The organism is Bacillus sp. Marseille-Q3570 (genome assembly GCF_946151055.1).
Lineage (GTDB): Bacteria > Bacillota > Bacilli > Bacillales > Fictibacillaceae > Pseudalkalibacillus.
The window spans coordinates 84,504-106,248 of record NZ_CAMGYZ010000012.1 but is presented as its reverse complement, the minus strand read 5'-3'; the positions used below and the strand labels follow the sequence as shown (position 1 = coordinate 106,248).

Annotated in this window: 22 protein-coding genes and 1 riboswitch; of the genes, 18 read left to right on the top strand and 4 right to left on the bottom strand. The window is 40.5% G+C overall.

The window, feature by feature from the left end; translation table 11 throughout:
• The first annotated feature begins 638 nt into the window (after positions 1-638).
• A complete protein-coding gene (locus N8M93_RS16800) occupies positions 639-1,364 on the top strand; it encodes a ThuA domain-containing protein (protein ID WP_261133768.1) in 726 nt (241 codons plus the stop codon).
• 261 nt (positions 1,365-1,625) lie between these two features.
• Here the strand turns inward: N8M93_RS16800 and N8M93_RS16795 are convergent, their stop codons facing one another.
• Together N8M93_RS16795 and N8M93_RS16790 are read right to left on the bottom strand one after the other, a co-directional pair.
• The gene (locus tag N8M93_RS16795) at positions 1,626-2,867 is read right to left on the bottom strand and encodes an O-antigen ligase (RefSeq protein WP_261133767.1); all 1,242 of its coding nucleotides are present in this window, start codon (positions 2,865-2,867) and stop codon (positions 1,626-1,628) included.
• A 165-nt stretch (positions 2,868-3,032) separates the two neighbouring features.
• Positions 3,033-4,649: a sodium:solute symporter gene (locus N8M93_RS16790; protein WP_261133765.1), complete on the bottom strand. Its 1,617-nt coding sequence runs from the start codon at positions 4,647-4,649 to the stop codon at positions 3,033-3,035.
• 93 nt (positions 4,650-4,742) lie between these two features.
• A riboswitch (SAM riboswitch) is annotated at positions 4,743-4,857 on the bottom strand.
• A 280-nt stretch (positions 4,858-5,137) separates the two neighbouring features.
• On the opposite strand from N8M93_RS16790, the gene N8M93_RS16785 reads away from it, so the two are divergent.
• Entirely contained in the window at positions 5,138-6,322 is a 1,185-nt protein-coding gene (locus N8M93_RS16785; protein WP_261133795.1) for a styrene monooxygenase/indole monooxygenase family protein, read from the top strand.
• A 463-nt stretch (positions 6,323-6,785) separates the two neighbouring features.
• On the opposite strand, the gene lexA is transcribed toward N8M93_RS16785, so the two are convergent.
• Positions 6,786-7,403 (bottom strand): transcriptional repressor LexA, encoded by a 618-nt coding sequence (lexA, locus tag N8M93_RS16780; RefSeq protein WP_221567585.1) that lies wholly within the window; start codon positions 7,401-7,403, stop codon positions 6,786-6,788.
• Between the two features lie 160 nt (positions 7,404-7,563).
• Here lexA and N8M93_RS16775 point away from each other — a divergent pair, with 160 nt between their 5' ends.
• The 13 genes from N8M93_RS16775 (at position 7,564) to N8M93_RS16715 (ending at position 17,339) form a co-directional block, all read left to right on the top strand.
• Positions 7,564-7,875 (top strand): LysM peptidoglycan-binding domain-containing protein, encoded by a 312-nt coding sequence (locus N8M93_RS16775; protein WP_261133763.1) that lies wholly within the window; start codon positions 7,564-7,566, stop codon positions 7,873-7,875.
• Positions 7,876-7,897: 22 nt separating this feature from the next.
• Positions 7,898-8,551 carry a recombinase family protein gene (locus tag N8M93_RS16770; protein ID WP_261133761.1) on the top strand — a complete coding sequence of 218 codons (654 nt, stop codon included), beginning with the start codon at positions 7,898-7,900 and terminating at the stop codon, positions 8,549-8,551.
• A gap of 59 nt (positions 8,552-8,610) precedes the next feature.
• The gene (locus N8M93_RS16765; RefSeq protein WP_261133759.1) at positions 8,611-8,838 is read left to right on the top strand and encodes a DUF896 domain-containing protein; all 228 of its coding nucleotides are present in this window, start codon (positions 8,611-8,613) and stop codon (positions 8,836-8,838) included.
• A gap of 111 nt (positions 8,839-8,949) precedes the next feature.
• Complete coding sequence (locus N8M93_RS16760; protein WP_261133758.1) at positions 8,950-9,228, top strand: HesB/YadR/YfhF family protein; 279 nt, start codon at positions 8,950-8,952, stop codon at positions 9,226-9,228.
• A gap of 223 nt (positions 9,229-9,451) precedes the next feature.
• Entirely contained in the window at positions 9,452-11,449 is a 1,998-nt protein-coding gene (gene tkt / locus N8M93_RS16755) for a transketolase (RefSeq protein WP_261133757.1), read from the top strand.
• A 166-nt stretch (positions 11,450-11,615) separates the two neighbouring features.
• On the top strand, positions 11,616-12,056 hold the full coding sequence (gene sirA / locus N8M93_RS16750; RefSeq protein WP_261133756.1) for a sporulation inhibitor of replication protein SirA: 441 nt from the start codon (positions 11,616-11,618) through the stop codon (positions 12,054-12,056).
• A gap of 253 nt (positions 12,057-12,309) precedes the next feature.
• Positions 12,310-12,525 (top strand): YneF family protein, encoded by a 216-nt coding sequence (locus N8M93_RS16745; protein ID WP_221564615.1) that lies wholly within the window; start codon positions 12,310-12,312, stop codon positions 12,523-12,525.
• A 233-nt stretch (positions 12,526-12,758) separates the two neighbouring features.
• Entirely contained in the window at positions 12,759-13,823 is a 1,065-nt protein-coding gene (mnmH, locus tag N8M93_RS16740) for a tRNA 2-selenouridine(34) synthase MnmH (protein WP_261133755.1), read from the top strand.
• 70 nt (positions 13,824-13,893) lie between these two features.
• Positions 13,894-14,445, top strand: coding sequence for a TVP38/TMEM64 family protein (locus N8M93_RS16735; RefSeq protein WP_261133754.1), 552 nt, complete (start codon positions 13,894-13,896; stop codon positions 14,443-14,445).
• Positions 14,446-14,465: 20 nt separating this feature from the next.
• Positions 14,466-15,332 (top strand): D-alanyl-D-alanine carboxypeptidase family protein, encoded by an 867-nt coding sequence (locus tag N8M93_RS16730; RefSeq protein ID WP_261133753.1) that lies wholly within the window; start codon positions 14,466-14,468, stop codon positions 15,330-15,332.
• 42 nt (positions 15,333-15,374) lie between these two features.
• Complete coding sequence (locus N8M93_RS16725) at positions 15,375-16,088, top strand: cytochrome c biogenesis CcdA family protein (RefSeq protein ID WP_261133752.1); 714 nt, start codon at positions 15,375-15,377, stop codon at positions 16,086-16,088.
• Positions 16,089-16,428: 340 nt separating this feature from the next.
• Positions 16,429-16,854 carry a Na(+)/H(+) antiporter subunit B gene (locus N8M93_RS16720; protein WP_261133750.1) on the top strand — a complete coding sequence of 142 codons (426 nt, stop codon included), beginning with the start codon at positions 16,429-16,431 and terminating at the stop codon, positions 16,852-16,854.
• 26 nt (positions 16,855-16,880) lie between these two features.
• Positions 16,881-17,339, top strand: coding sequence for a CcdC family protein (locus tag N8M93_RS16715; RefSeq protein ID WP_261133749.1), 459 nt, complete (start codon positions 16,881-16,883; stop codon positions 17,337-17,339).
• A gap of 32 nt (positions 17,340-17,371) precedes the next feature.
• On the opposite strand, the gene N8M93_RS16710 is transcribed toward N8M93_RS16715, so the two are convergent.
• The gene (locus tag N8M93_RS16710; RefSeq protein WP_261133748.1) at positions 17,372-17,800 is read right to left on the bottom strand and encodes a DUF2621 domain-containing protein; all 429 of its coding nucleotides are present in this window, start codon (positions 17,798-17,800) and stop codon (positions 17,372-17,374) included.
• 205 nt (positions 17,801-18,005) lie between these two features.
• Between N8M93_RS16710 and N8M93_RS16705 the strand changes: the two genes are divergently transcribed.
• Genes N8M93_RS16705 through N8M93_RS16695 form a run of 3 tightly spaced genes read left to right on the top strand, consistent with a single transcriptional unit; the run spans position 18,006 to position 21,711 of the window.
• On the top strand, positions 18,006-19,526 hold the full coding sequence (locus N8M93_RS16705) for a spore germination protein (protein ID WP_261133747.1): 1,521 nt from the start codon (positions 18,006-18,008) through the stop codon (positions 19,524-19,526).
• Entirely contained in the window at positions 19,523-20,611 is a 1,089-nt protein-coding gene (locus N8M93_RS16700; RefSeq protein WP_261133746.1) for a spore germination protein, read from the top strand. The genes N8M93_RS16705 and N8M93_RS16700 overlap by 4 nt, the downstream gene beginning before the upstream one ends.
• A complete protein-coding gene (locus tag N8M93_RS16695; protein WP_261133745.1) occupies positions 20,608-21,711 on the top strand; it encodes a Ger(x)C family spore germination protein in 1,104 nt (367 codons plus the stop codon). Before N8M93_RS16700 ends, N8M93_RS16695 begins: the two co-directional genes overlap by 4 nt.
• The last annotated feature ends 34 nt before the right edge of the window (positions 21,712-21,745 follow it).

The following is a 21,745-nucleotide window of genomic DNA, read 5'->3' as shown; positions in this document are numbered from 1 at the left end:
CGACACCGAGAATTTTAAAAGCGGGCAAGATGATCTGTTGGATCCATCTCATGGTCATTGCAGCTGCATATTCACAAGATTAAAGAAAAATGATATGTGTAAGGCTTAGGAAGGAGTATTGCTCCTTCTTTTTTCTATGTGAAATCATTATTTTTCAACTTCTAAAGGATTGATTAAGGAACTTATGCGCGATTTTTTGTCTATCTTTTTCGATAAGCTCTCCTTTCTGCGTATGGGACACATAGGTAACATATATCAACGTGCTTTCCTTGATCATCAATATATTTGACAGATTTTCTTTCTTTTTTCTTGCAAATGGCACACTTTTTACCGAAAATCCAATCCAACATGACAATGCCTCCTCAACTTAAGCATTTACTACAACATACTCTGAGTTTAACAACTTTAACCTAATAATTTTATAAAAAGGCTTTGTTAATTAATATGTGGCTTTTGGTGAAATTGATTGAATCGAAATTCACCACACCCCTGAAATCAACAGTAAAATATAACAAATCCTCCTAAAAAGATTAATTAATTAATTTGGGGCATTTACAACATGTACGTTCAGGCATACACTTATGACTAACTGAAGATTCTGCAAAAAGGAGTATTTAACTACAAAAGGAGTGTTTTTCATGAATGTAACCGTTTGGAATGAAAATCGCCATGAACAAAAGAATCAGAAAGTCCGGGAAATCTATCCTGAGGGGATACACGGTCAAATTGCGCAAGTTTTGGAAAAGGAAGGGTTTTATGTACGGACGGCGACACTTGAAGAAGAGGAGCATGGAATGACAGATGAAGTTTTGAATTCGACAGATGTCTTGCTTTGGTGGGGTCACCTTGCTCATGACGAAGTGAGTGACGATGTGGTAGAAAAGGTGAAACAACGAGTTCTTGACGGAATGGGACTAATCGTTTTGCATTCCGGTCATTTTTCTAAGATTTTCAAGTCATTGATGGGGACGACCTGTGATTTGAAATGGCGGGAAGCGGATGAAAAGGAGCGGATGTGGGTTGTGGACCCAAGTCATCCAATCGTTGAAGGAATTGGCGAATATATCGAATTAGAAAAAGAAGAAATGTATGGCGAACATTTCGATATACCGAAACCAGACGAACTGGTACTCATCAGCTGGTTTGAAGGCGGAGAAGTTTTCAGAAGCGGATGTACATATCGACGGGGCCAAGGGAAGATTTTCTATTTCAGGCCAGGCCATGAGACATATCCAACGTATCATCATAAAGAAATTCAGCGGGTTCTGGTTAATGGAGTCAAGTGGGCAAAACCAATCAATCATCCAAAACCTGAATATGGGAACGCAAAACCAATCGAAACGATTTCTGCAAAAAATCTATAAGAAAAAAGTAGGGATCGATTCTGATACGTGTTATCTGAATATGGCATCGAGGTACAACTAATCATACAGATCGGCGTTATTGGTGAATATTTTATAGAGAAGCACCAGACCTTCATCCTACTTTCAGGTCTGATGCTTTTTTTATGGCTTTGTTAGTGTTGAATGTAAGAAATTCACTCCGCTAATCTGTCACGCAGAAGTGTCGCAAATTTTTTTCAAAACCAAAAAGTACATTAATAAAGCCATAAAGTGCGTTATTGCTCACCAATCCCGCTTTTTATAGAAGAGCCGATCACTCCATCTTGGTATACTTAACATCCATGAACTCCAAATGGGGAGTCCTGCCGTATATTTGTCCCAGTACGCAATTAAAATGATTCCTATTAACGCAATCTGCGGAGAGAAAAGCACATAATCAAAAATACCAGTCAATAGGATCACGGGGAGTGAAAGTAAGAGCGTATCAAGTTGCCTGACGTTTTGTTTCGTAAAATAAAGATAGATTCCCTTGTACACATTGATGAAGAGTACGATCAGGAAAGCAGTTCCTCCAAGAGTTCCGTATTCCGTGAATATACCTAAAATCAAGTTGTGGGCATGGGGGATATGTTCGTTGAAATGAAGAATATATTCTTTACCAAATCCCAGTGGTGTCAACCCGAACAAAGCATTTTCCTGCCACAGCTGGATTGAATTTTTCCAAATTTCCTTTCTTCTTATCGCAGATTGTAAAAGATTTTCATTCCGGGGCATCCAGTCCAATATCAAGTTTATATTCAACCCGATAATGATCATCAGGCTGAAAGTCAATATCCTATTCAAGCGAAATAAAAATAAAAGGAAAATGACGACCATTGCAGAAAAACCCGCTCTGGATCCAGTTAAAAAGACAGCATGGATAAAGATCAAAGTTATAACTCCTTGAAAAGCAGCCCTGGAATAACATTCTTTTCTTATGTTTTTTAGACACTCTGCAAGTAGGAATGATAATCCTAAAAGGAGCAATGTCACTGAAAAGTTAGGATTATATGCAGCCCCGATCAACCTCTGGTAATCATGGAACCCCGCCTGACCAACTAATGCTGTCCCTGTGATATAGTTCTTGTATGTAGGACTGATCAAAATTTCTTGGAAAGGGTACAAACAGTAGAAATATACGCCTGCGAATATGGTGATCCATTTATATGCTGCAAAAGTTCTCTCGACACCATCTTTCTGGATTTTTTTATAAATTCCAGCGTAAGCGATGATCAGTGCTGGGACTAAAAAATACGAAAGATTTCCCAAAACAATTGAGGCACAAAATGATGAAAAGAACATACATGCAAGAAGGAAAAGGCCAGGGGTCAACATCATTCCCTCGCTATTTTTCCAAGTCTGGTGCAAATGGTAACTTCCAATGATCAATAGTAACAGAACACCTATTGGAGGAAGTATGAGACAAAGGAAGATACATATTTCCAATAGATGTTTCTTAATGGATATCAGCGTTGTTTTCGTCATAGATAACCTCGTCAGTTTAAATGATGACTACCTTCATTATATAGGTTTTGTAACCTTACGTATTTTATGTCTGGATATGACGGTGTTTCATTAATAAAAAATGGGGATGTCCAAAAAGAAAAGTGATCAGACACCTTCCGGACATCCCCGTAACCCTGATATTCATCACCCTATGCGCCACTCTTTTCGATCATGTATAATCCTTTTTTTCTCTTTAAAAAAGTTCATGCAAGAAATGAAAAGGCTGGTTGCGATCAACGAGAAGACTACACCGATCAATCCGTGTTGGTGTAAGGGAGGGAAAGATACAATTGAAAGAGTAATCAGGCCGATCGCGAAAACAAATGTGTAAAATCCAAGACTATTGAAAGAGACACTCCATTCCCATCTCCCAGCGTTTTCAATCAAACTGATCGTAACAATGGTGATGATATTGAAGGTCATTCCTATCCACACTGGATGGACATTCAAATAGAAATCATTGATTGCCCAACCGCTGAGGTGATACCAGAGCAGTCCGGAAAATGCTCCTGTAAATAACGAGACCAAAGCTGCACGTCTCGTAACCAAGGGCCAGAAAAGAGCAGCAACCACAGGTGCGAATGTCGCGGAATTGCGGGTTACCCAGGCAACAACATTCCACCATGCGGATTGTTCAGAGCGTAGAAGGGCGAAACCGACCATCAAACCTGTCAATAACAATAACGACCATTTCGTATAAAGGACAAGCTGAAGTTCGTTAGCTTTAGGGTTCAGCGCTTTTCCGACATCTCGACCAAGACTTGTAGCACCTGAAAACTGGCAAGGTGCACCCCAGCTTAATGCAGCTGCCCAAAAGCCTAAGAAAAATAGACCTACCAACGGTGCAGGTAACGTTTCCATCAAATAGAGCGGGACTGCAATCAAGCCGCGTTCTTCACCAGGAACAACCTGTGCAGCTGATAATCCGAAAATGACTGCTCCTGCAATCAACGGAATACCAAGAAGGGAAGCATAGAGTAGACCACGACGTCCTTGTTCAGGCGTTTTACAAGATAATGCCATCTGAAATGCAGCCTGAGCAAGAATCACATTGAATAAGAATGTCCCGAACCAAGCCAAAATCGTTTGGAGGCCAGCTGTATCCCACGCTGCATACTCTGGTTTTTCAGTAAATAATCGATTGATGCCATCTATACCAGGGTTAAGGAAGAATGCATACGTACCAATCGCCAGCATGATGAAAAAAACGATGACATTGCTCATTTGTGTGAAACCGACAGACCACATACCTCCAAATTGTAAATAAATGAAGAGCAATAATGCAGTCAATGCAACAGATAAAACTAGTGAAACCCCTGTAAATACTGAAAGTGCAGAAGCGAATGCCAGAGCAGTTGCAACTGACCACATTGGAAACGTGAATGCAGTAATCGCTCCAGCCACCCCGCGGACCTTTTCACCGTAACGATCACCAAGCAATCCTGAGATGGTTACCAATGCTCTTTTTCTGAATGGGGCGATCAATAATAGAGCGATGATCAAGACATGTACTGTTTCCGCCACTCCATACCAAATTGCTGAAATTCCAGTATGATAACTGAGTTCTAGAATGGCGATATAGGAAGAGCCGGAGAAGAGACCGGTGATACAGACCATGACGAAAAATGTATTGAAACTTCTTCCACCGACGAAGAAACCATTTCCATCCCTCGCACGTTTCCTCGCTACCTGGCTGACTAAGATCAATAAAAACGTATAAGCGAGTGCAAATCCTATGAACCAATAACCTACTGTTGTCATCCTGTTGCCTCCTTTGTTGTAGTTGAAAATCCACAGATCCAATCCTTTAAAACAGAAAAAACCCCTTCCAAGAGGAAGAGGCTGTTTTTCTCTTCCTCATCTGTCAGACATTAAGCCTGTTGGACGTAGCACCTTATTATTTTCAAAAGAAAATAACAGGTTGCTGCAGGTTCATAGGACCAATTTCCTCCCCTGCTCTCGATAAGGATGTTTCTCCGTATAAAGTTAACTAATACCATACAAGGATTTCGAACGTTTGTCAATCCATTTTTTTAGAAGATTTCTATTATTTCGGCAACTATTAATCGAAAGGAAAATTTACCCAATCTAGACTAAATATGTTGATAATCCCAGGATTCTTAAGAAGTGATAAAAAGTGATCAATTAAATAAACAATTTGAAGCATTTACAGCATTTACTCTTAGAAATACACTAGGGACTATCATAGGGTCTTGGATTCTTCTGTTTTGACCCAGTTAAAGGAGCGGATGGTCTTGAAAAAGAAAATAGGTATTATCGGCAGTGGAACAGCAGGTTTGCATCTTGCTTATGCACTCAGGAATGATTTCGATTTGACGGTTTTTCACTCGAGTCTTCCTGAAGAAATCCGTAAAGGACGAATCATGTCTACACAAGTACACTTTGGACCAACTCGCTTACGTGAAAGACGGTTCGATATGCCTGAATGGGTAACGCCCCCTCTTCTTGAAAGCATACATATCACAGTCGGAGAACAAAAACTATTTGTCGGCAAGTTGAATGAATCGGCTTCATCAATAGATCAGCGTCTTTATTTCTCACATTGTTTAGAGGATCTTAAAGAAAAAGGTGTAGCGTTTCGCAATGATAAAGTTGATGAAGAACAACTTAGAGCACTTACTAGCGAATTTGACTTGATCATTGATTGTTCTGGTAAATCTGGTCCTCTATTTTCCTTTCCTCTTGATACAACATTGTCACCATTTCACCAGCCACAACGAAAATGTGCAGTAGGATATTTCAACGGGGTTACGCCCGAAAAACCCCTAGGTGTAAACGTCACAATCCTTCCAGAGATAGGTGAAATGTTCGAAATCCCCGCAATGACTGAAGCAGGACAGGTTACCATTCTTTTCCTTATGCCTATTCCGAACCAAAAACTCGATGTCTTTAAAGGGATTAAAAGTGGTGAAGGATTCACTGCCAGAATGAAAGTAGTCCTTGAAGCTTTTTTCCCTAATATATATAAACGTGTTGATAAAGATAATTTTTCATTATCAGATGAAGGCGCTTTTCTTCAAGTAGCTATCAAACCGGAAATCAGAAAACCTTACTTAACTTTTAATGAGTGTTTGGTTGTCGGTTGCGGGGATAGTGTGTTTTTGAATGATCCAATCACTGGTCAAGGATGTAACCTTAGCTCATATTGTGCAGAGCAATTGTATGAGACTCTGATTGAAAATAAGGATACAGTCTGGGATAGCCGGGTCGGGGAATCTTATTGGGAGCGTGTACAACTTTATGTAAAAGAAGTGACAGAGTGGACCAATGCAATGACCCAGCCGATTCCCCAACATATCATTGAATTATTAGTTCAAGGAGCGGAGGATCGGTCGATTGCTGATAATGTGGCAGAATGGTTCGCGCAACCAACTACAGCACACGAAGCCTTTTTTCATAAGTCCAATATTTAATAAGGCTGAAGGCTCTTTTCCAAAAGATTGTTGCTTTTGAGTTATTTTATAATAAATCACCTTGTGCAAGTTGATTGGAGAGCAAGGTGCGAGACTCTGCGGGAGCAGCGTGCCTACTACCTGAATAATCTCCTCGCAAGGCATGCGACGAGGAAGCTCGCTTCGACAGTACTTTCTTGTAGACGCAGGAGCACAAATGCTTCCTTGAAAAGGGTCGCAAGGCGACGAGTGGGCTCACCGCACGCCCCGCGGAAAGCGAGCATACTGGAACGGAGATCAACGACTTTTAAAGAAAACTTGGCGAGACCAAGCCTTTTGTAGGTGGAGGCTTAGTTACCCTTATACTGAAGAAAGTATTTTATACTTTCTTCAAGTGCAGGAGCAACAAAGTTTGCGAAATTAGATTATTAGGACATAAAAAAGAAGCGGTGATTTTGCTCGCTTCTTTTTTCTATGTCTATTATCAATGTAACGTTCTATACACACCGATCACTTTCCCAAGAATAGTGACGCTGTTAAGTATGATCGGCTCCAAAGAAGAATTTTCTGGTTGTAGACGAATGAAATCTTTTTCTTTGAAAAACCGTTTGACTGTCGCTTCATCATCTTCTGTCATCGCAACGACGATGTCCCCGTTATTAGCTGATGGCTGTTGCTTGACGATTACCATATCCCCGTCATAGATTCCTGCCTCTATCATACTATCACCCTGGACAACTAATGCGAATACATTGTCATCTCCGACCATATGATCTGGTAGAGGGAAGTACTCTTCTATATTCTCGATCGCGGTGATAGGTTGACCTGCCGTTACTTTACCGATTACAGGGATATTGATAGATTCACTTTTTGGAATGGTAGTATCCATATCCTCAGTGATGACTTCGATCGCTCTCGGTTTTGTCGGATCTCGTCTGATTAGTCCTTTTTTCTCCAGACGGGACAGGTGTCCATGAACTGTCGAACTTGAAGCAAGTCCGACTGCTTCACCTATTTCACGGACAGAAGGGGGATAACCCTTATGTTTGACCTCGAACTTTATGTAATTAAGTATATCTTGTTGACGGCGTGATAGTTTCATTCTGTCCACCTCTTTTCTCCTCAATTATTGCATTAAGTATATCACTTGTTCGACAAAAATACAAACATAAGTTCGAGAAAAAACTGTTGACAGGAACAAATGTTCTTAATACAATGAAATCAATAAATGAGAACAAGCATTCGTATCGGAGGGTATTAAGATGAAAAAAACAAACAGGCAGAACGGTTGGTCTTTTGTTATTGTATTGATAGCTGTAGGGATGATCATGGGTACGTATTCTTTCGTTAACGCAAAATCTGATACAACAGAGAATTACATAGATGTTAAGATTGAGGAAGGTGATACTCTCTGGGGATTATCAACGAAGTTCAAAGAGAACCACACCTTTACGACGGATGCCTTCGTCAAATGGGTAGAAAGCACGAATGGAGTGGAAGCGGAAAAGCTGCAGCCAGGAGACACAGTGGTCATTCCGGTTGAAGCGGACAAGAATCAACTTGCCTCCAAGTAATATACCGTGAAGGGAACATATTATGAGAGCACTTATTTATTGCAGAGTAAGTACTGAAAAGGAAACACAGGCATCCTCACTTGAACGTCAGGAAGCTGAACTGAATCGATTAGCCAATCATTTCGACTTCACGGTCGTTGAATCAATCCATGAAATGAAGAGTGGATATGATGTTGACCGTGAAGGCATGCTACAGGTATTGGATTTTGCAAGGGATGAAAAGATAGACGTCCTCCTTGTCCAGGATGAAACAAGAATCGGAAGAGGAAGTGCGAAAATCGCGATTCTTCATACATTAGGTAAGTATGGAGTGAAATGTTTTACAATCAGTGAACAGGGCGAACTCCAATTGACAGAGGCCGACTCGATGGTTCTTGAAATCATAAGCTTAGTTGAAGATTACCAACGTAAGCTTCATAACGCTAAGATAAAGAGAGGTATGAAGCGCGCTGTTGATGGTGGATATCGACCTGAAAAGAATCTATCTAACTTGAATCAAGGTGGACGTGAGAAGAAAGAGATCCCAACCGAAGAAATTGTTCGCCTAAGAAACCTTGATTTGACGTTCCAGGAAATTGCTACAACTTTACAAGGATTTGGGTATGATGTCTCGAAAGCCACTGTACATAGACGCTACCAGGATCATCAGAACAATAGTGGCCGGACAGATGATTAGAAATAAGATTGGAAATGCGTTAGAATAAAACAATCAAGTCTTGTAAAAGGAGTATGGCGATGCTATCGAAACAAAAAATAGATCGGATCAATGAACTGGCACAAAAAGCGAAAAACGAAGGATTAAATAAGAAAGAACAAGAAGAACAACAAAAATTGCGTAAAGAATATTTGGAAGCTTTCCGCGGTGGTTTCAAGAATCAATTACGGTCGATAAAGGTTGTTGATCCTGAAGGAAATGACGTCACCCCTGAAAAATTAAAAAATGAAAAGAAGCGTTATCACTAATGAACAAGCCTGATTTGAAAAAGAATTCAAATCAGGCTTGTTTTTGTATTGCATCAGAACTAATCTTTGATATACTGTTATATAACAATAGGTGAGGGAGTGGATGAACTGATGTTCTCAATTACGAGTCCAGTAGTGGAAATGTACAGACAAGAAATGGGATTGGAAAACGGGGATGCACTTCAACTATTCTGCCGATATGCAGGAAGTGAATCAGGACTATGCATTGGTGTAGAACGTGGGCTGCCGATGGACGATGATTACGTACAGGAAGTCGATGGAATCCGCTTTTTTGTTCGGCCACATGAAGTTTGGTTTGTAGAGGAAATGAAAATGGACTATGATGATTCAACTGAGCATTTCCAAATTGAATTACCGAGTATAGCTTAATTGTAGATACTTAAAGGAATGCCTGTACCATAACAGATGGTATAGGCATTTTTGTTTTGTATATTATACTATGACTCGATCATGAAACACTGTATTTGTTTGAAATCTGCATGATTTTGAATTTTTATGACGAATGGACGCGAGTCTTGTGAATTTTGTTTAGAGAGTATATCATGGAAAAGGAATGAAAGAATAAAGGTGTAACAAGAAAGGATGAATCGTCGTGTCAACTTCAATTGATCAATTATCAATCAATACTATTCGTACATTGTCCATCGATAGCGTAGAAAAAGCGAATTCTGGACATCCAGGTATGCCGATGGGCGCTGCGCCGATGGCTTATGCATTATGGAGTAAGCATATGAACCATAACCCATTAAACCCTGATTGGTTTAATAGAGATCGTTTTGTATTATCAGCTGGTCACGGTTCCATGCTTTTATATAGTCTGCTACATCTCTTTGGATACGACGTATCATTAGATGATTTGAAGAACTTCCGACAATGGGGGAGTAAGACACCAGGACATCCTGAATACGGAGATACACCAGGTGTTGAAGCAACTACCGGACCACTAGGTCAAGGAATTGCAATGGCCGTTGGTATGGCGATGGCAGAACGTCATTTAGCTGCTACATACAATCGTGATGATTTCAACGTTGTTTATCACTATACCTACAGCATCTGTGGCGATGGTGATTTGATGGAAGGTGTATCAGCAGAAGCTGCATCTCTTGCAGGGCATCTGCGTCTTGGTCGTTTGATCGTCATGTATGATTCCAACGACATTTCTCTCGATGGTGACCTTCACATGTCCTTCTCTGAAAGCGTTAAAGATCGTTTCGAAGCTTACGGCTGGCAAGTAATCTACGTAGAAGAAGGAACTGATCTTGATACATTGGACAAAGCACTTGCTGAAGCGAGAGCCAACACGGACCGTCCTACTTTGATCGAAGTGAAGACAGTCATCGGTCACGGTTCACCGAATAAATCCGGAAAATCCGCTTCCCACGGTGCACCGCTTGGAACAGATGAAATCAAATTGACGAAAGAATACTACAAGTGGACATTTGAAGAAGATTTTCATGTTCCGGATGAAGTGAGAGACCACTTCAGTCAACTTAAAGAAAAAGGTGCTCAAAAGGAACAACAATGGAATGAATTGTTTGAAGCATATCAACAGAAATACCCTGAGTTAGCAGATCAATTATCGAAAGCGATTAAAGGAGAGCTGCCCGAAGGATGGGATGCCGAGCTTCCTCAATATGTTGCTGGAGAAGACAAGCTTGCAACACGTGCATCTTCTGGTGAAGCATTGAATGCAATTGCAAATCGCGTACCTAATTTCTTTGGTGGTTCTGCAGACCTCGCCGGATCGAACAAAACGATGATGAAAGACAAAGGAACATACTCACGGAACGACTACAGCGGTCGTAATATCTGGTTCGGTGTACGTGAATTTGCTATGGCGGCTGCACTTAACGGTATGCAGTTGCATGGAGGCTTGAAGGTATATGGTGGTACATTCTTCGTATTCTCAGATTATCTTCGCCCAGCTATGAGACTATCTGCCTTGATGGGACTACCTGTGACATATGTACTGACTCACGATTCCATCGCGGTTGGTGAAGACGGACCTACCCACGAACCAGTTGAACAGCTTTCTTCTTTACGTGCGATGCCGAATCTTAGCATCATCCGACCAGCTGACGGTAACGAAGCCGTGGCAGCGTGGAAAATTGCACTTGAAAGTCAGTCGAATCCTACAGCACTCGTGTTGACAAGACAAGGCGTTCCTACTTTGAAAGGTTCTAACGAAGATGGAGTTCGTAAAGGTGCATATGTGGTAGCACCTGTTACGGAAGGACCAGCAGATGTACTGTTACTTGCTACAGGTTCAGAGGTATCTCTTGCAGTTGAAGCGAAAGAAGCACTTGAACAAGAAGGAATCAATGTTTCTGTCGTAAGTATGCCGTCATGGGATCGATTTGAAGAACAACCACAAGATTATAAAGAAAGCGTCATTCCAAAAGCGATCAAGAAGCGACTTGCAATCGAAATGGGGGCTTCTCATGGCTGGCACAAATACACTGGCGATGAGGGGGATATCCTTGCAATCGACCGATTCGGAGCTTCTGCCCCTGGTGACAGGGTCATCAAGGAATATGGTTTCACAGTTGAAACGGTTGTTGCAAAAGTGAAAGCATTATTGAACGACTAAATATAATCAAATGAGGAACACCAGATCACTAAGGTCTGGTGTTCTTTATACTTCATTTCAAGGTATTCGACAAAACTAGTCATTGACAACCTACACCGATTGACACCACTTTTTCCAGTGCTTCGATATACTAGATGGACAAGTCTGGAAATAGGAGTGAATATCGGTGCGGAACTATGATATTTACTTGATTGAAAAAGAAGTCGCCTTTCATTATTTTGGGCGTGAACAGGTTCTTTATCATTTTTTTGTTGAGGCTTCCCGTCCTGTTCCTTCATTAGTTGAAATCATTGATCGGCAATATAAATATATTACACGTACGATCCCTTTTCACGTGTTTGATTATCATATGAACAAGATTGATTCAAAGCAGAAAGGTTTCAAAATGAAGAAGGAAAAGCAGCAGTTGACCATCTATTCAACAGGAAGCAGGGCTGTCGTCACGAATAAGGGTAGAAGACTGTCGCTTATATCAACCGGGAGTTTTGAAGCGGAAATATTGGTGTTCGAGCATTTGAGAAAAATCGAGAGCTCTTTTCTAGCTGTCGATTTGGAAGGGAACAGTATCGGATGGCTGAGTCCGATCAAGCAAGCCCATTACATCTAAGGTGAGCGTTGATTGTATATTATTTTCCATTTGTGCGCATTTTCCAGTTTTTATCGAAAATTTCATTTTACCGACATTTGACGATTTCGACACGCCCCATCTCCTTTGATGTTATCGACTTTAAGTGAATGCAAAATACCATAACGAAGAAAAACAAATCCAATTCTTTTAAAAAATTGCAGTCCAAATATTGAGTTTGAAATGGAATTTATAGTACACTAGTTCTAGACAACCAGAAGGGAGAAGTTTTAGCATGGATTGGATGTATTTTGTTGTGGGCTTTGTTGCGTTGCTCGCTGGTGCTGCGCTTGGCTTTTTTATTGCCCGCAAATATATGATGAGTTATCTTAAGAAGAATCCACCGATTAACGAAAACATGTTACGAGTGATGATGATGCAGATGGGACAAAAACCATCCCAGAAGAAGATAAATCAGATGATGCAAGCAATGCAAAAACAAATGAAATAGATGGTGGACAAGCACTCAAATTGATGAGTGCTTTTTTACATTTAAAGAAAGTATATATACTTTCTTCAATATAAAGGTAACTAAGGCTTGGCTTTTTCGTAGTTTCTTTAAATGACAATTTATCGGTTATACTGTGAAGAGTAATGTCTAATTCATGAATTAAGTTGTATATACCTTGACGAATATAAATCGATGAAGGTACGATTTGATTAGTCAGAAAAGGGATTGATAGTATGTCAGATACCAGATCAGTACCAGTTGTTCCTATAGAATCGATCAATCTATCAGATTTTCATATAATCGATGTCCGATCTCCGAAGGAGTTTCATGAGTTCCATATCGAAGGAGCGACCAATGTGCCGATTTTCAGTAATGAAGAGCGGGAGGAAGTTGGGACCACTTACAAGCAGATCGGAGAAGAAGAGGCGAAAATGTTGGGTCTATCCATTGTTTCACCGAAGCTCCCTCAAATGGTTGAACGATTGAAAGGCTTAGGTGATTCAGATAGAAAGCCATACTTGATCTATTGTGCTCGCGGCGGTATGAGAAGCAACAGCTTTGCTACTGTCATGAAACTGATGGGTCTTGATTGCTGTCAGCTCAACGGTGGGATCCGTTCCTACCGCCAATATATCACGGCTAAGTTAGAACAATATTCTAAAACTCCGAAGCAGTTCATCGTGCTGGAAGGATTGACGGGGACAAGAAAAACTGACATATTGGAAGTCCTCCAGGAGGAAGGTTATCCTGTGATCAACCTTGAAAACCTGGCGGGTCATCGCGGATCGATTTTCGGAGAAATCGGGAACGAAGGCCGTTCACAGAAGATGTTCGATCGCGACTTATTCCGGCGTCTCCAACAAATAGATCAACATCCGTATTACATTATCGAGTCTGAAAGTAAACGGATCGGTCGGGTGATTGTACCGGATTGGATTTTAAAAGGAAAAGAAAAAGGGAAGCGGCTCCATATTCATTACCCATTAGAAAGCCGAGTCCAGTCGATTTGTGAAACCTATCAGCCAGAGCTGTTTCATGATCAGATCGGAGAGGCTTTGCACCTTTTGAAGAAACGATTAGCTTCTGAGGTCTATGAGAGTATCCTGCTATCCTTTCATGAAAAAGACTATGAAAATGTCGTTCGAGTTCTGTTAGTGACCTATTATGATCCTAAATACAATTTTACTGCGCATCAATATCATTCACCTGTCATTGATTTGGCTATCGAAAATCTTGAAGATGGCTTAAAGTCGGTGAAGAATATGATTCAAAAGCTGCAACTTCATTCGTATTGTTGAGTTATGAATTGTAATGAAACATGTTTTGTATAAGATGCGTCTAATAAAATGAATCTAAGGAGAGAGGGTAATGGGAGATACAATCATCAGTCTGTTTCGAGATTACCCTCATCTTGCTGTTCTGATCAGTATTACGTTGAATATACTGATTGCGATTTCTGGCTTTCTTCCAAGTTATTTTCTGACGGCTGCTAATCTTTATTTTTTCGGATTCTTTTGGGGAACAGCCATCTCCTTCGCAGGAGAGGCGGCCGGTGCTCTCATAGCCTTCCTTTTGTATCGTAAAGGATTCAGGAAATTCACCCGGACGAAGCTGGAACGCTATTCAAGAGCTGAGAGTTTGATTGAGCTGGAAGGGAAGAAAGCGTTCATTTTCATTTTTGCCCTCCGTCTCATGCCCTTCATGCCATCAGGTGTGGTGACGTTTTTCTCTGCGATCGGCACTGTCTCCATATGGATATTTTTTGTTGCCAGTACCTTGGGGAAATTCCCGGCACTACTATTAGAAGCTTTAGCAGTCACTCAGGTGTTAGAATGGAATATGCTGGGCAAGTTGATCTTGATGGGCGTGAGTATAGCATTTCTACTAAGCCTGCGAACAATGATGAAAAAACAGAATTGAAGACATAAAGGTGTGAAACCATGAAATCACGTACGATATTAATAAGTATTACAAGTCTCTCTTTATTATTATCAGGTTGTTCTTCCATTCCGAACCCTTTTGAAAAGAAGGACCAGACCGAAGGACAGCCATCTGAACAACCTTCCGGACAAAAAGAGGAAGATGAACTAGAGCCGGAACAAGATCAAAATGATCAAAATACTGATGAGGAGAAAGAAGCTGACAAAGGTCCGGTGCTTCCTTCGCCTGAAGAAACGGTGACCGTAAATGCAGATGGTGAAAAGATCGTTACGAATGTGATGGATCCATTGGTCTTAGTCAACAAAGAGCGGAACCTGCCTGCGGACTTTATACCTGAAACATTGACAGTGCCGGAAATTCCATTCACTTTTGAAGAGGACCATCCAAAGAAGCAGATGCAGGAGGTTGCTGCAGAAGCGATTGAAGAAATGTTTGCTCAAGCGGAAACTGACGGAATCCCGTTATTAGCTCAATCTGGTTATCGTTCATATTCAACTCAGAAATCAATCTTCGCTTCAAACGCGGAGAAGAATGGTCATGAGGAAGCGAACAAATATAGTGCGCAAGCTGGTCAGAGTGAACATCAGACGGGTTTGACCATGGATGTGACGTCTCCAGAAGTTGATTTTGGTTTAATAGAAGAGTTTGGTGAAACGACAGCAGGTAAATGGGTGAAGGACAATGCTCATAAATATGGCTTTATCGTCCGTTATCCGAAGGGGAAAGAAGAAATCACCGGTTATCAATATGAACCTTGGCATTTACGCTATGTTGGCAAGGAACATGCTAAAGCGATTTATGAACAAAATCTGACACTTGAAGAATACCTTGGTGCTCCTGTTGAACCCGTCAACTCAACAGAGTAGACTGAATGTAGATTCTTCAATAGCGGACGAGGGGTTGAGATCATGGCCGCTGATATTAATGTATTTTTGGCATTGGGTGCTGGGTTCTTGTCCTTCATTTCACCATGCTGCCTTCCGCTATACCCAGCATTTTTGTCTTATATCACTGGGGTTTCGGTGCATGAGCTGAAAGAAGAAAAGGGGATGCTCAGAAAACGGGCAATACTCCATACCGCACTTTTTCTCGTAGGTTTTTCAAGTATTTTCATTTTCCTGGGTTTAAGTACATCGTGGTTCGGAACATTCTTTTTCCAATATAAAGATATGATCCGGCAGATCGGCGCGATTTTAATTGTCCTTTTCGGTTTGGTCGTTCTAGGTGTATTCAAACCAGACTTTTTGATGAAAGAACGAAGGTTCAAATTTCAAAAACGACCTGCCGGATACCTTGGTTCAGTTGGAATTGGTATGGGGTTTGCAGCAGGATGGACGCCATGTACAGGACCGATCCTATCCGGAGTCATTTATTTAGCGGCTACCAACCCTGGGCAAGCGATGTTTTATATGTTGGCTTATGTGCTCGGTTTTTCAATTCCATTCTTCGTCATGTCCTTCTTCATGGGACAGATGACTTGGATCAAGCGGCACAGCAGAAGAGTGATGCAAGCGGGCGGTGCGATCATGATATTCATGGGTGTGTTCCTCTATTTCGATTGGATGACAAAACTGACATCCTTTCTTGCGAATCGCTTTTTTAATGGATTCTATGGTTTTTAAATGGAAGTTAGAGGTCGCCCAGCGATGTTTACGGCCCCCTTTTAATTTGAACTTGTTATGTTGTTTGTTACACTTGAAGAAAAGTTAACAACTTTTCTTCAGTAAAGGGCAACTGATGCATAGCCTGCGCTAAGGCTTGGCTTAGCTAAGTTTTCTTTACATTTAAAGAAAGTATAAATACTTTCTTCAATATAAGGGCAACTAATGCTCAGCCTGCGCTAAAGCTTGGCTTAGCTAAGTTTTCTTTATACCATTAAGGGCATACTAAGGTTTCAAATGTTCAAACAGCAAAATAGATAGTATCCAACCATACATATATAGAAGGGACAGAAGTGGAAAGATGCGATCAAATGATATTATTCTTAAGACAACGTCGGCGATCATCGTCTTCGTCATATTAGCTTTTTCAGTCAATTTGTTCTTTGCGGGGCATAACGCTCCTGGCGGAGGGTTCATCGGTGGTTTGATGGCGGCCGGTGCTTTTATCTTGTTATACATCACATTCGGTTTGAAGACGATGCAAAAGGTTCTTAGGGTCAATTTCCGTTATTTCATTGCTGCTGGCTTACTGATTGCGTTTGCAACAGGAGTAGGCTCTTTTATATTCGGTCAGCCGTTTTTAAGCCATACGTTTGGGCATTTCCACCTCCCGTTATTGGGTGATACGGAACTTGCAACTGCTGTAATGTTCGATTTAGGTGTATATCTGACGGTCATAGGTGTGACGATGACAATCATCCTGACGATTGCGGAGGATCGTGGTTAGGTTTTTGGGGAAGGGAAGTAAGTAGTGTGTGGGTAATAATAAGTAGTATTCTCGCTTTATTCATGGCCTGTGTCGCTTTATACATAAGAATGAAAGCAGCACGGAAGCCGGCAACTATCAGAAAAATAATATTACCACCATTGTTCATGTCGACAGGATTTTTGATGTTCTTTTATCCCCCCGTACGTGTCCCATGGAGTGAAGCACTGGAAGCATTTGTTGTCGGAATCATATTTTCTTTTCTGTTGATCCGGACTTCCTCATTTGAGCGCCGTTCAGATGCAATTTATTTGAAAAGATCGAAAGCTTTTGTGTTCATCCTGCTCGGTTTATTGTTATTTCGAATCGTACTGAAGCTATATCTTGGCCAGTATATTTCAATTGAAGAGACTAGCGGATTATTTTTCATACTTGCATTCGGAATGATAGCGCCCTGGCGAATCGCTATGTATCTCAAATTCAAAAAACTACAAGCAGTTCATTGAAAAAGGCTGATCCCAACGGATCAGCCTTTTAGTCAGCCTAATAATTGTTTATATGGTGCCGTATCGATGTTTTTCTGGTTCAATTTCTTAACCAGGAATTTGTGATCCCGCTTAGGTGTTGCAATGATGTAACCACGAATGATCAAATCTTGATCGATCGTTTTTACCTTTTCCCGAAGAGCTAACTCACCGATTTTCCCTGCGATCTTATCTCTTGCAACGTCTCGGAAAAGCTCAGGAACAGGCTCGACGAGCTCTTCGAGTAACTGTTTCTGTTCTGGTGACCACATGTACTTTGTTTCTTTTATATAATGATCCTGCCAATCTAATATGGACATCCCGTCTTCTTTAGGAAGCCTTTTAAGAAATTTGCGGAACATGAAATATCCACCGATTGCAAACATTCCGATCAAAAAAAGGGTCCAGAAGACGATGAACCACGCAAACCAACCTTCTAACATTTTGCCACCCCTGTGTATCGAGCTATTCTCTCATCATTATACAGGCTCTTAAAATATGAAATCAAGCTTCGTCAAATAAATGATTCACGATTAAGTAAGTCATAAAAACATTATGTAAACAAGAAGCTATTTTTTATACGAATAGTAGCTCATCGTAAGGAAACCCTACGAATAGAATGTAATTTTAGTGATCGGGGGTTTGAAGATGGGTCGAGTCTTCAAGAATAAATCAAAAGATAGAAGGGAGTCTTATCAAATATCAAATGATACCCAACCCATCCTATCTACCCTCGAGGACAACTGTAAAGAAATAATGGAAGTATTATCATATAATGATGATTTTTCAACGAGATCGTTACAATTCAACGATGGTCTTTGTAGACTCCTTTATTTCGAAACCTTAATTGATACTCAGATTGTTCAAAGTAAAATCATAGAACCGATTCTTGAAATGAAGTCGGGTGAGGTTACAGGTACGATTCCAATCAGAACCATCAAGCAAGTGAAAACGTTCAGTGAAGTTTACAGGCTTCTTATGAATGGATATTGTGCTTTCTTGATGGATAATGGTGAAATCTACATGATTCTTGCAAAGTCTACAACTGTCAGGAATCCTGATGAACCGAAAAATGAACAAGTCATACGTGGAAATCGTTTAGGATTCATCGAGAACCTGGATGTAAACCTGAATTTGATCCGAAACGATATCAAGAATAACCACCTGACAATCAACTATTTTCAAATTGGTAAAGCTGTAGATAAGAGAGTTTCGATTGTTTATTTGAAGAACTTGACAGATAAAAGTTTGATAAACAAAGTAAAAATGCGTCTGGAATCAATTGATGTTGATACAATCCATTCCTCAAATGATATTGAGCAATTCATTGAAGATAGTAGCTGGTCTCCATTTCCGCAAATCCTCAGTACTGAACGTCTTGACAGGGTCGCTGGCCATCTTTTGGAAGGAAGGATAGCCATCATGGTTGATGGAAGCTCTACGGCATTAATCGTACCGGTAACGTTTGTAGCGTTCTTCCAAAACACAGATGATTACAATTTAAGATGGAACGTCAGTACGTTTGTACGGATATTAAGTTTAATTGGCTTCGTCGTTACGTTATGGTTACCTGCTTTTTATATTGCTGTTGTTTCATTCCACTATGAAGTGATCCCGCAGCAGCTGGTCTTTAATGTAAAGAGTTCATTGGAAAACATACCTTTCCCTCCATTCTTGGAAGCGCTGCTGATGGTCTTGATATTGGAAGTGCTAAGAGAGGCAGCGATCAGACTACCGAGTCCGATCGCTCAAACGATTGGTATCGTAGGTGGGTTGGTAATCGGTACAGCTGTCGTTGAAGCGAATTTGATTTCGAATACCATGATTATTGTGATTGCAATAACGGCCATATTTTCGTTTGTCATACCAACGAATGACATGGGAAACACGTTGAGGATCATAGGAGTCGGATTCATGATCATGGCAACATTCTTCGGTTTTCTGGGGATGGTATTTTTCACCTCAATTGTGCTCATGCATTTATGTAAGATGGAATCATTCGGTACTCCTTACCTTTTGCCAATCGAACAACAGCATGGCAAAGGTGTGAAAGATTCTTTGTTGAGGATGCCGTTGTATTTATTGAATAGAAGACCTTCATTGGCAAAGCCACAAGCATTAGAACAGGAATGGGTTTCGAAAGATTGGGAGGACGATGGTCGTAAATGACGCATAAAATAACGACAGTTCAATTATTCTTTTTGATTATGCATACACAAGTTGGAATCGGACTGCTCACTCTTCCGCATGATGTATATCAAACGACTGGTACTGGCAGCTGGATTTCCATATTGCTTGGTGGACTGCTCATCCAGATCATGATTGTGATCATATGGTTGTTGGCCAAACGGTTTCCGGATAAGACGATTTTCGATATACATAGCAAGTTGTTTGGAAGAGTTTTAGGGAATTTCCTGACTTTTTTATTCTGCCTTTATTTCCTGTTCACAACAGTACTAATAGGTCTGCTTACCATTACAGCACTCAAGCAGTGGCACTATCCAAACACACCACATTGGATCATCGCTTTCTTAAGTCTGCTGACGTTTTCATATTTTGTACGAGTGAATATTCAAGTTCTGGCCAGATATAACGTCATCATCAGCTTTGTCATCATTTTTCTGTGTTTGTTCATACTCACGCCTTTTTCAAGTAATATCAATGCTGATTATCTATTTCCGATCAATCTCGAACCTACAGATTTAATGAAAGGTGTAAATAAAGTCATCCTTTCTTTACTTGGTTTTGAGTTTTTGATGTTTGCTTTTCCCTTTGTAAAAGGGGAGCCAAAGAAGATTTTGAAATCCGCTTCTCTTGTCAATGCCTTTGTGACACTGATATATGTAGCATTGATGATCATTACGATGATGTTTTTCACTTCAAAAGAAATAATCATCGTAAAAGAACCAATCCTCTATATATTGAAATCACTCGATTGGAATGTAATCGAAAGACTGGATATATTCTTTCTCACTGCATGGCTGCTTACAGTCAATGCGACTTCATTGAATTATATGTATCTTTTAGTGAATGGCGTCTCGCATATTTTTCATCAAAAAGATCATCGAAAAGCATCTAATTTTATGCCATTTGTCAACGCTGTATTAATCTATCTATTATTCGATCCCGAAAAGCTTGAATTCCTTCTTAAAATGATGCCATTCGTAAGTTATTTGTTTATTGGTGTATTACCGCTGACGCTCCTAGGTATTGCCGTCATCAAAAGCACGTCCGAACGGAGGAAGCAACTATGAAATCGCTGAGTAAGTCGGTCTTATTCATTTTATCCGTATTGATACTAACAGGCTGTTGGGATCAAAAATTATTGAAAGATGGAATGATGATGGTTGGTTTCGGTTTGGACAGCGGCGAAGATAAAGAATATAGAACGACCATCGTCATACGCTCTTTAGAGCAAGCGGCTGCTGGGAATATAGAGTATAACCTTACTTTGGATGCAACATCGAACTCTCTGACAGAAGCAAGGAAAATAATTGATGCGAAACTTGCTGGCAAACTAAGGACTGGAAAGGTGCGAGTCGCTTTGTTTGGAGAAGAACTTGCCAAAAAGGAGTTATATGATATCCTCGATTTTGTCTACCGGGACCCGGAAAACTCGTTGAATACACGTGTAGCCATCGTAGAAGGAAAAGCATCAGAAGTAATCAATGTCAAAAGGGTTCAGGGAACTTTGATAAGTGAACATTTGGATAAAATCATAGAGAGTGCCGAGAAGGAAACCGTAGTACCGATTATAAGTGTCCAGTTATTATGTACGTATCTGTTCGATGATACACTCGATTTTGGGGTGCCACTGATCATCCAAAAAGAAGAGTCACCACCAATTGAAATCGCAGGTACAGCTCTTATCCACAATAGAAAGTACACTGGAGAGTATTTAAACCTTGAAGAGTCGACATTAGCATTATTAATGAATGATCAACCCTCTAAACGAGCAATCTTTTCTCTACACCCTGAAGAAGAGGAAGGAAAACCAATTGGATTGAATGTGATAACAAATGAGAGAAAAATGAAAGTGAACGTAGAAGGGGACACGGTAGAAGTACGCATCCAATCAAGAATGAAAGGGGCGATTCATGAATATCCTGCAGGAGCCGTAAAACCTAAAAGAGAGCAATTGAATGAAGAAATCTCCAACATGATGACCAAAAAAGCAGAACAAGTCATAGAAAAAATCCAGAAGTCAAATTGTGATTACTTCGGCATCGGGAGAAAGCTTGCCTCTTATCATCCGGAAACATGGAAGAAGATGAATTGGGAGGAAGATTATAAGGAAGTCAAAATTATCCCGGAAATAGAAGTTGAAATAGTGGATAGCGGATTATTGGATTGAATAATAAAACATAATATTATTATGTAAATAAGTT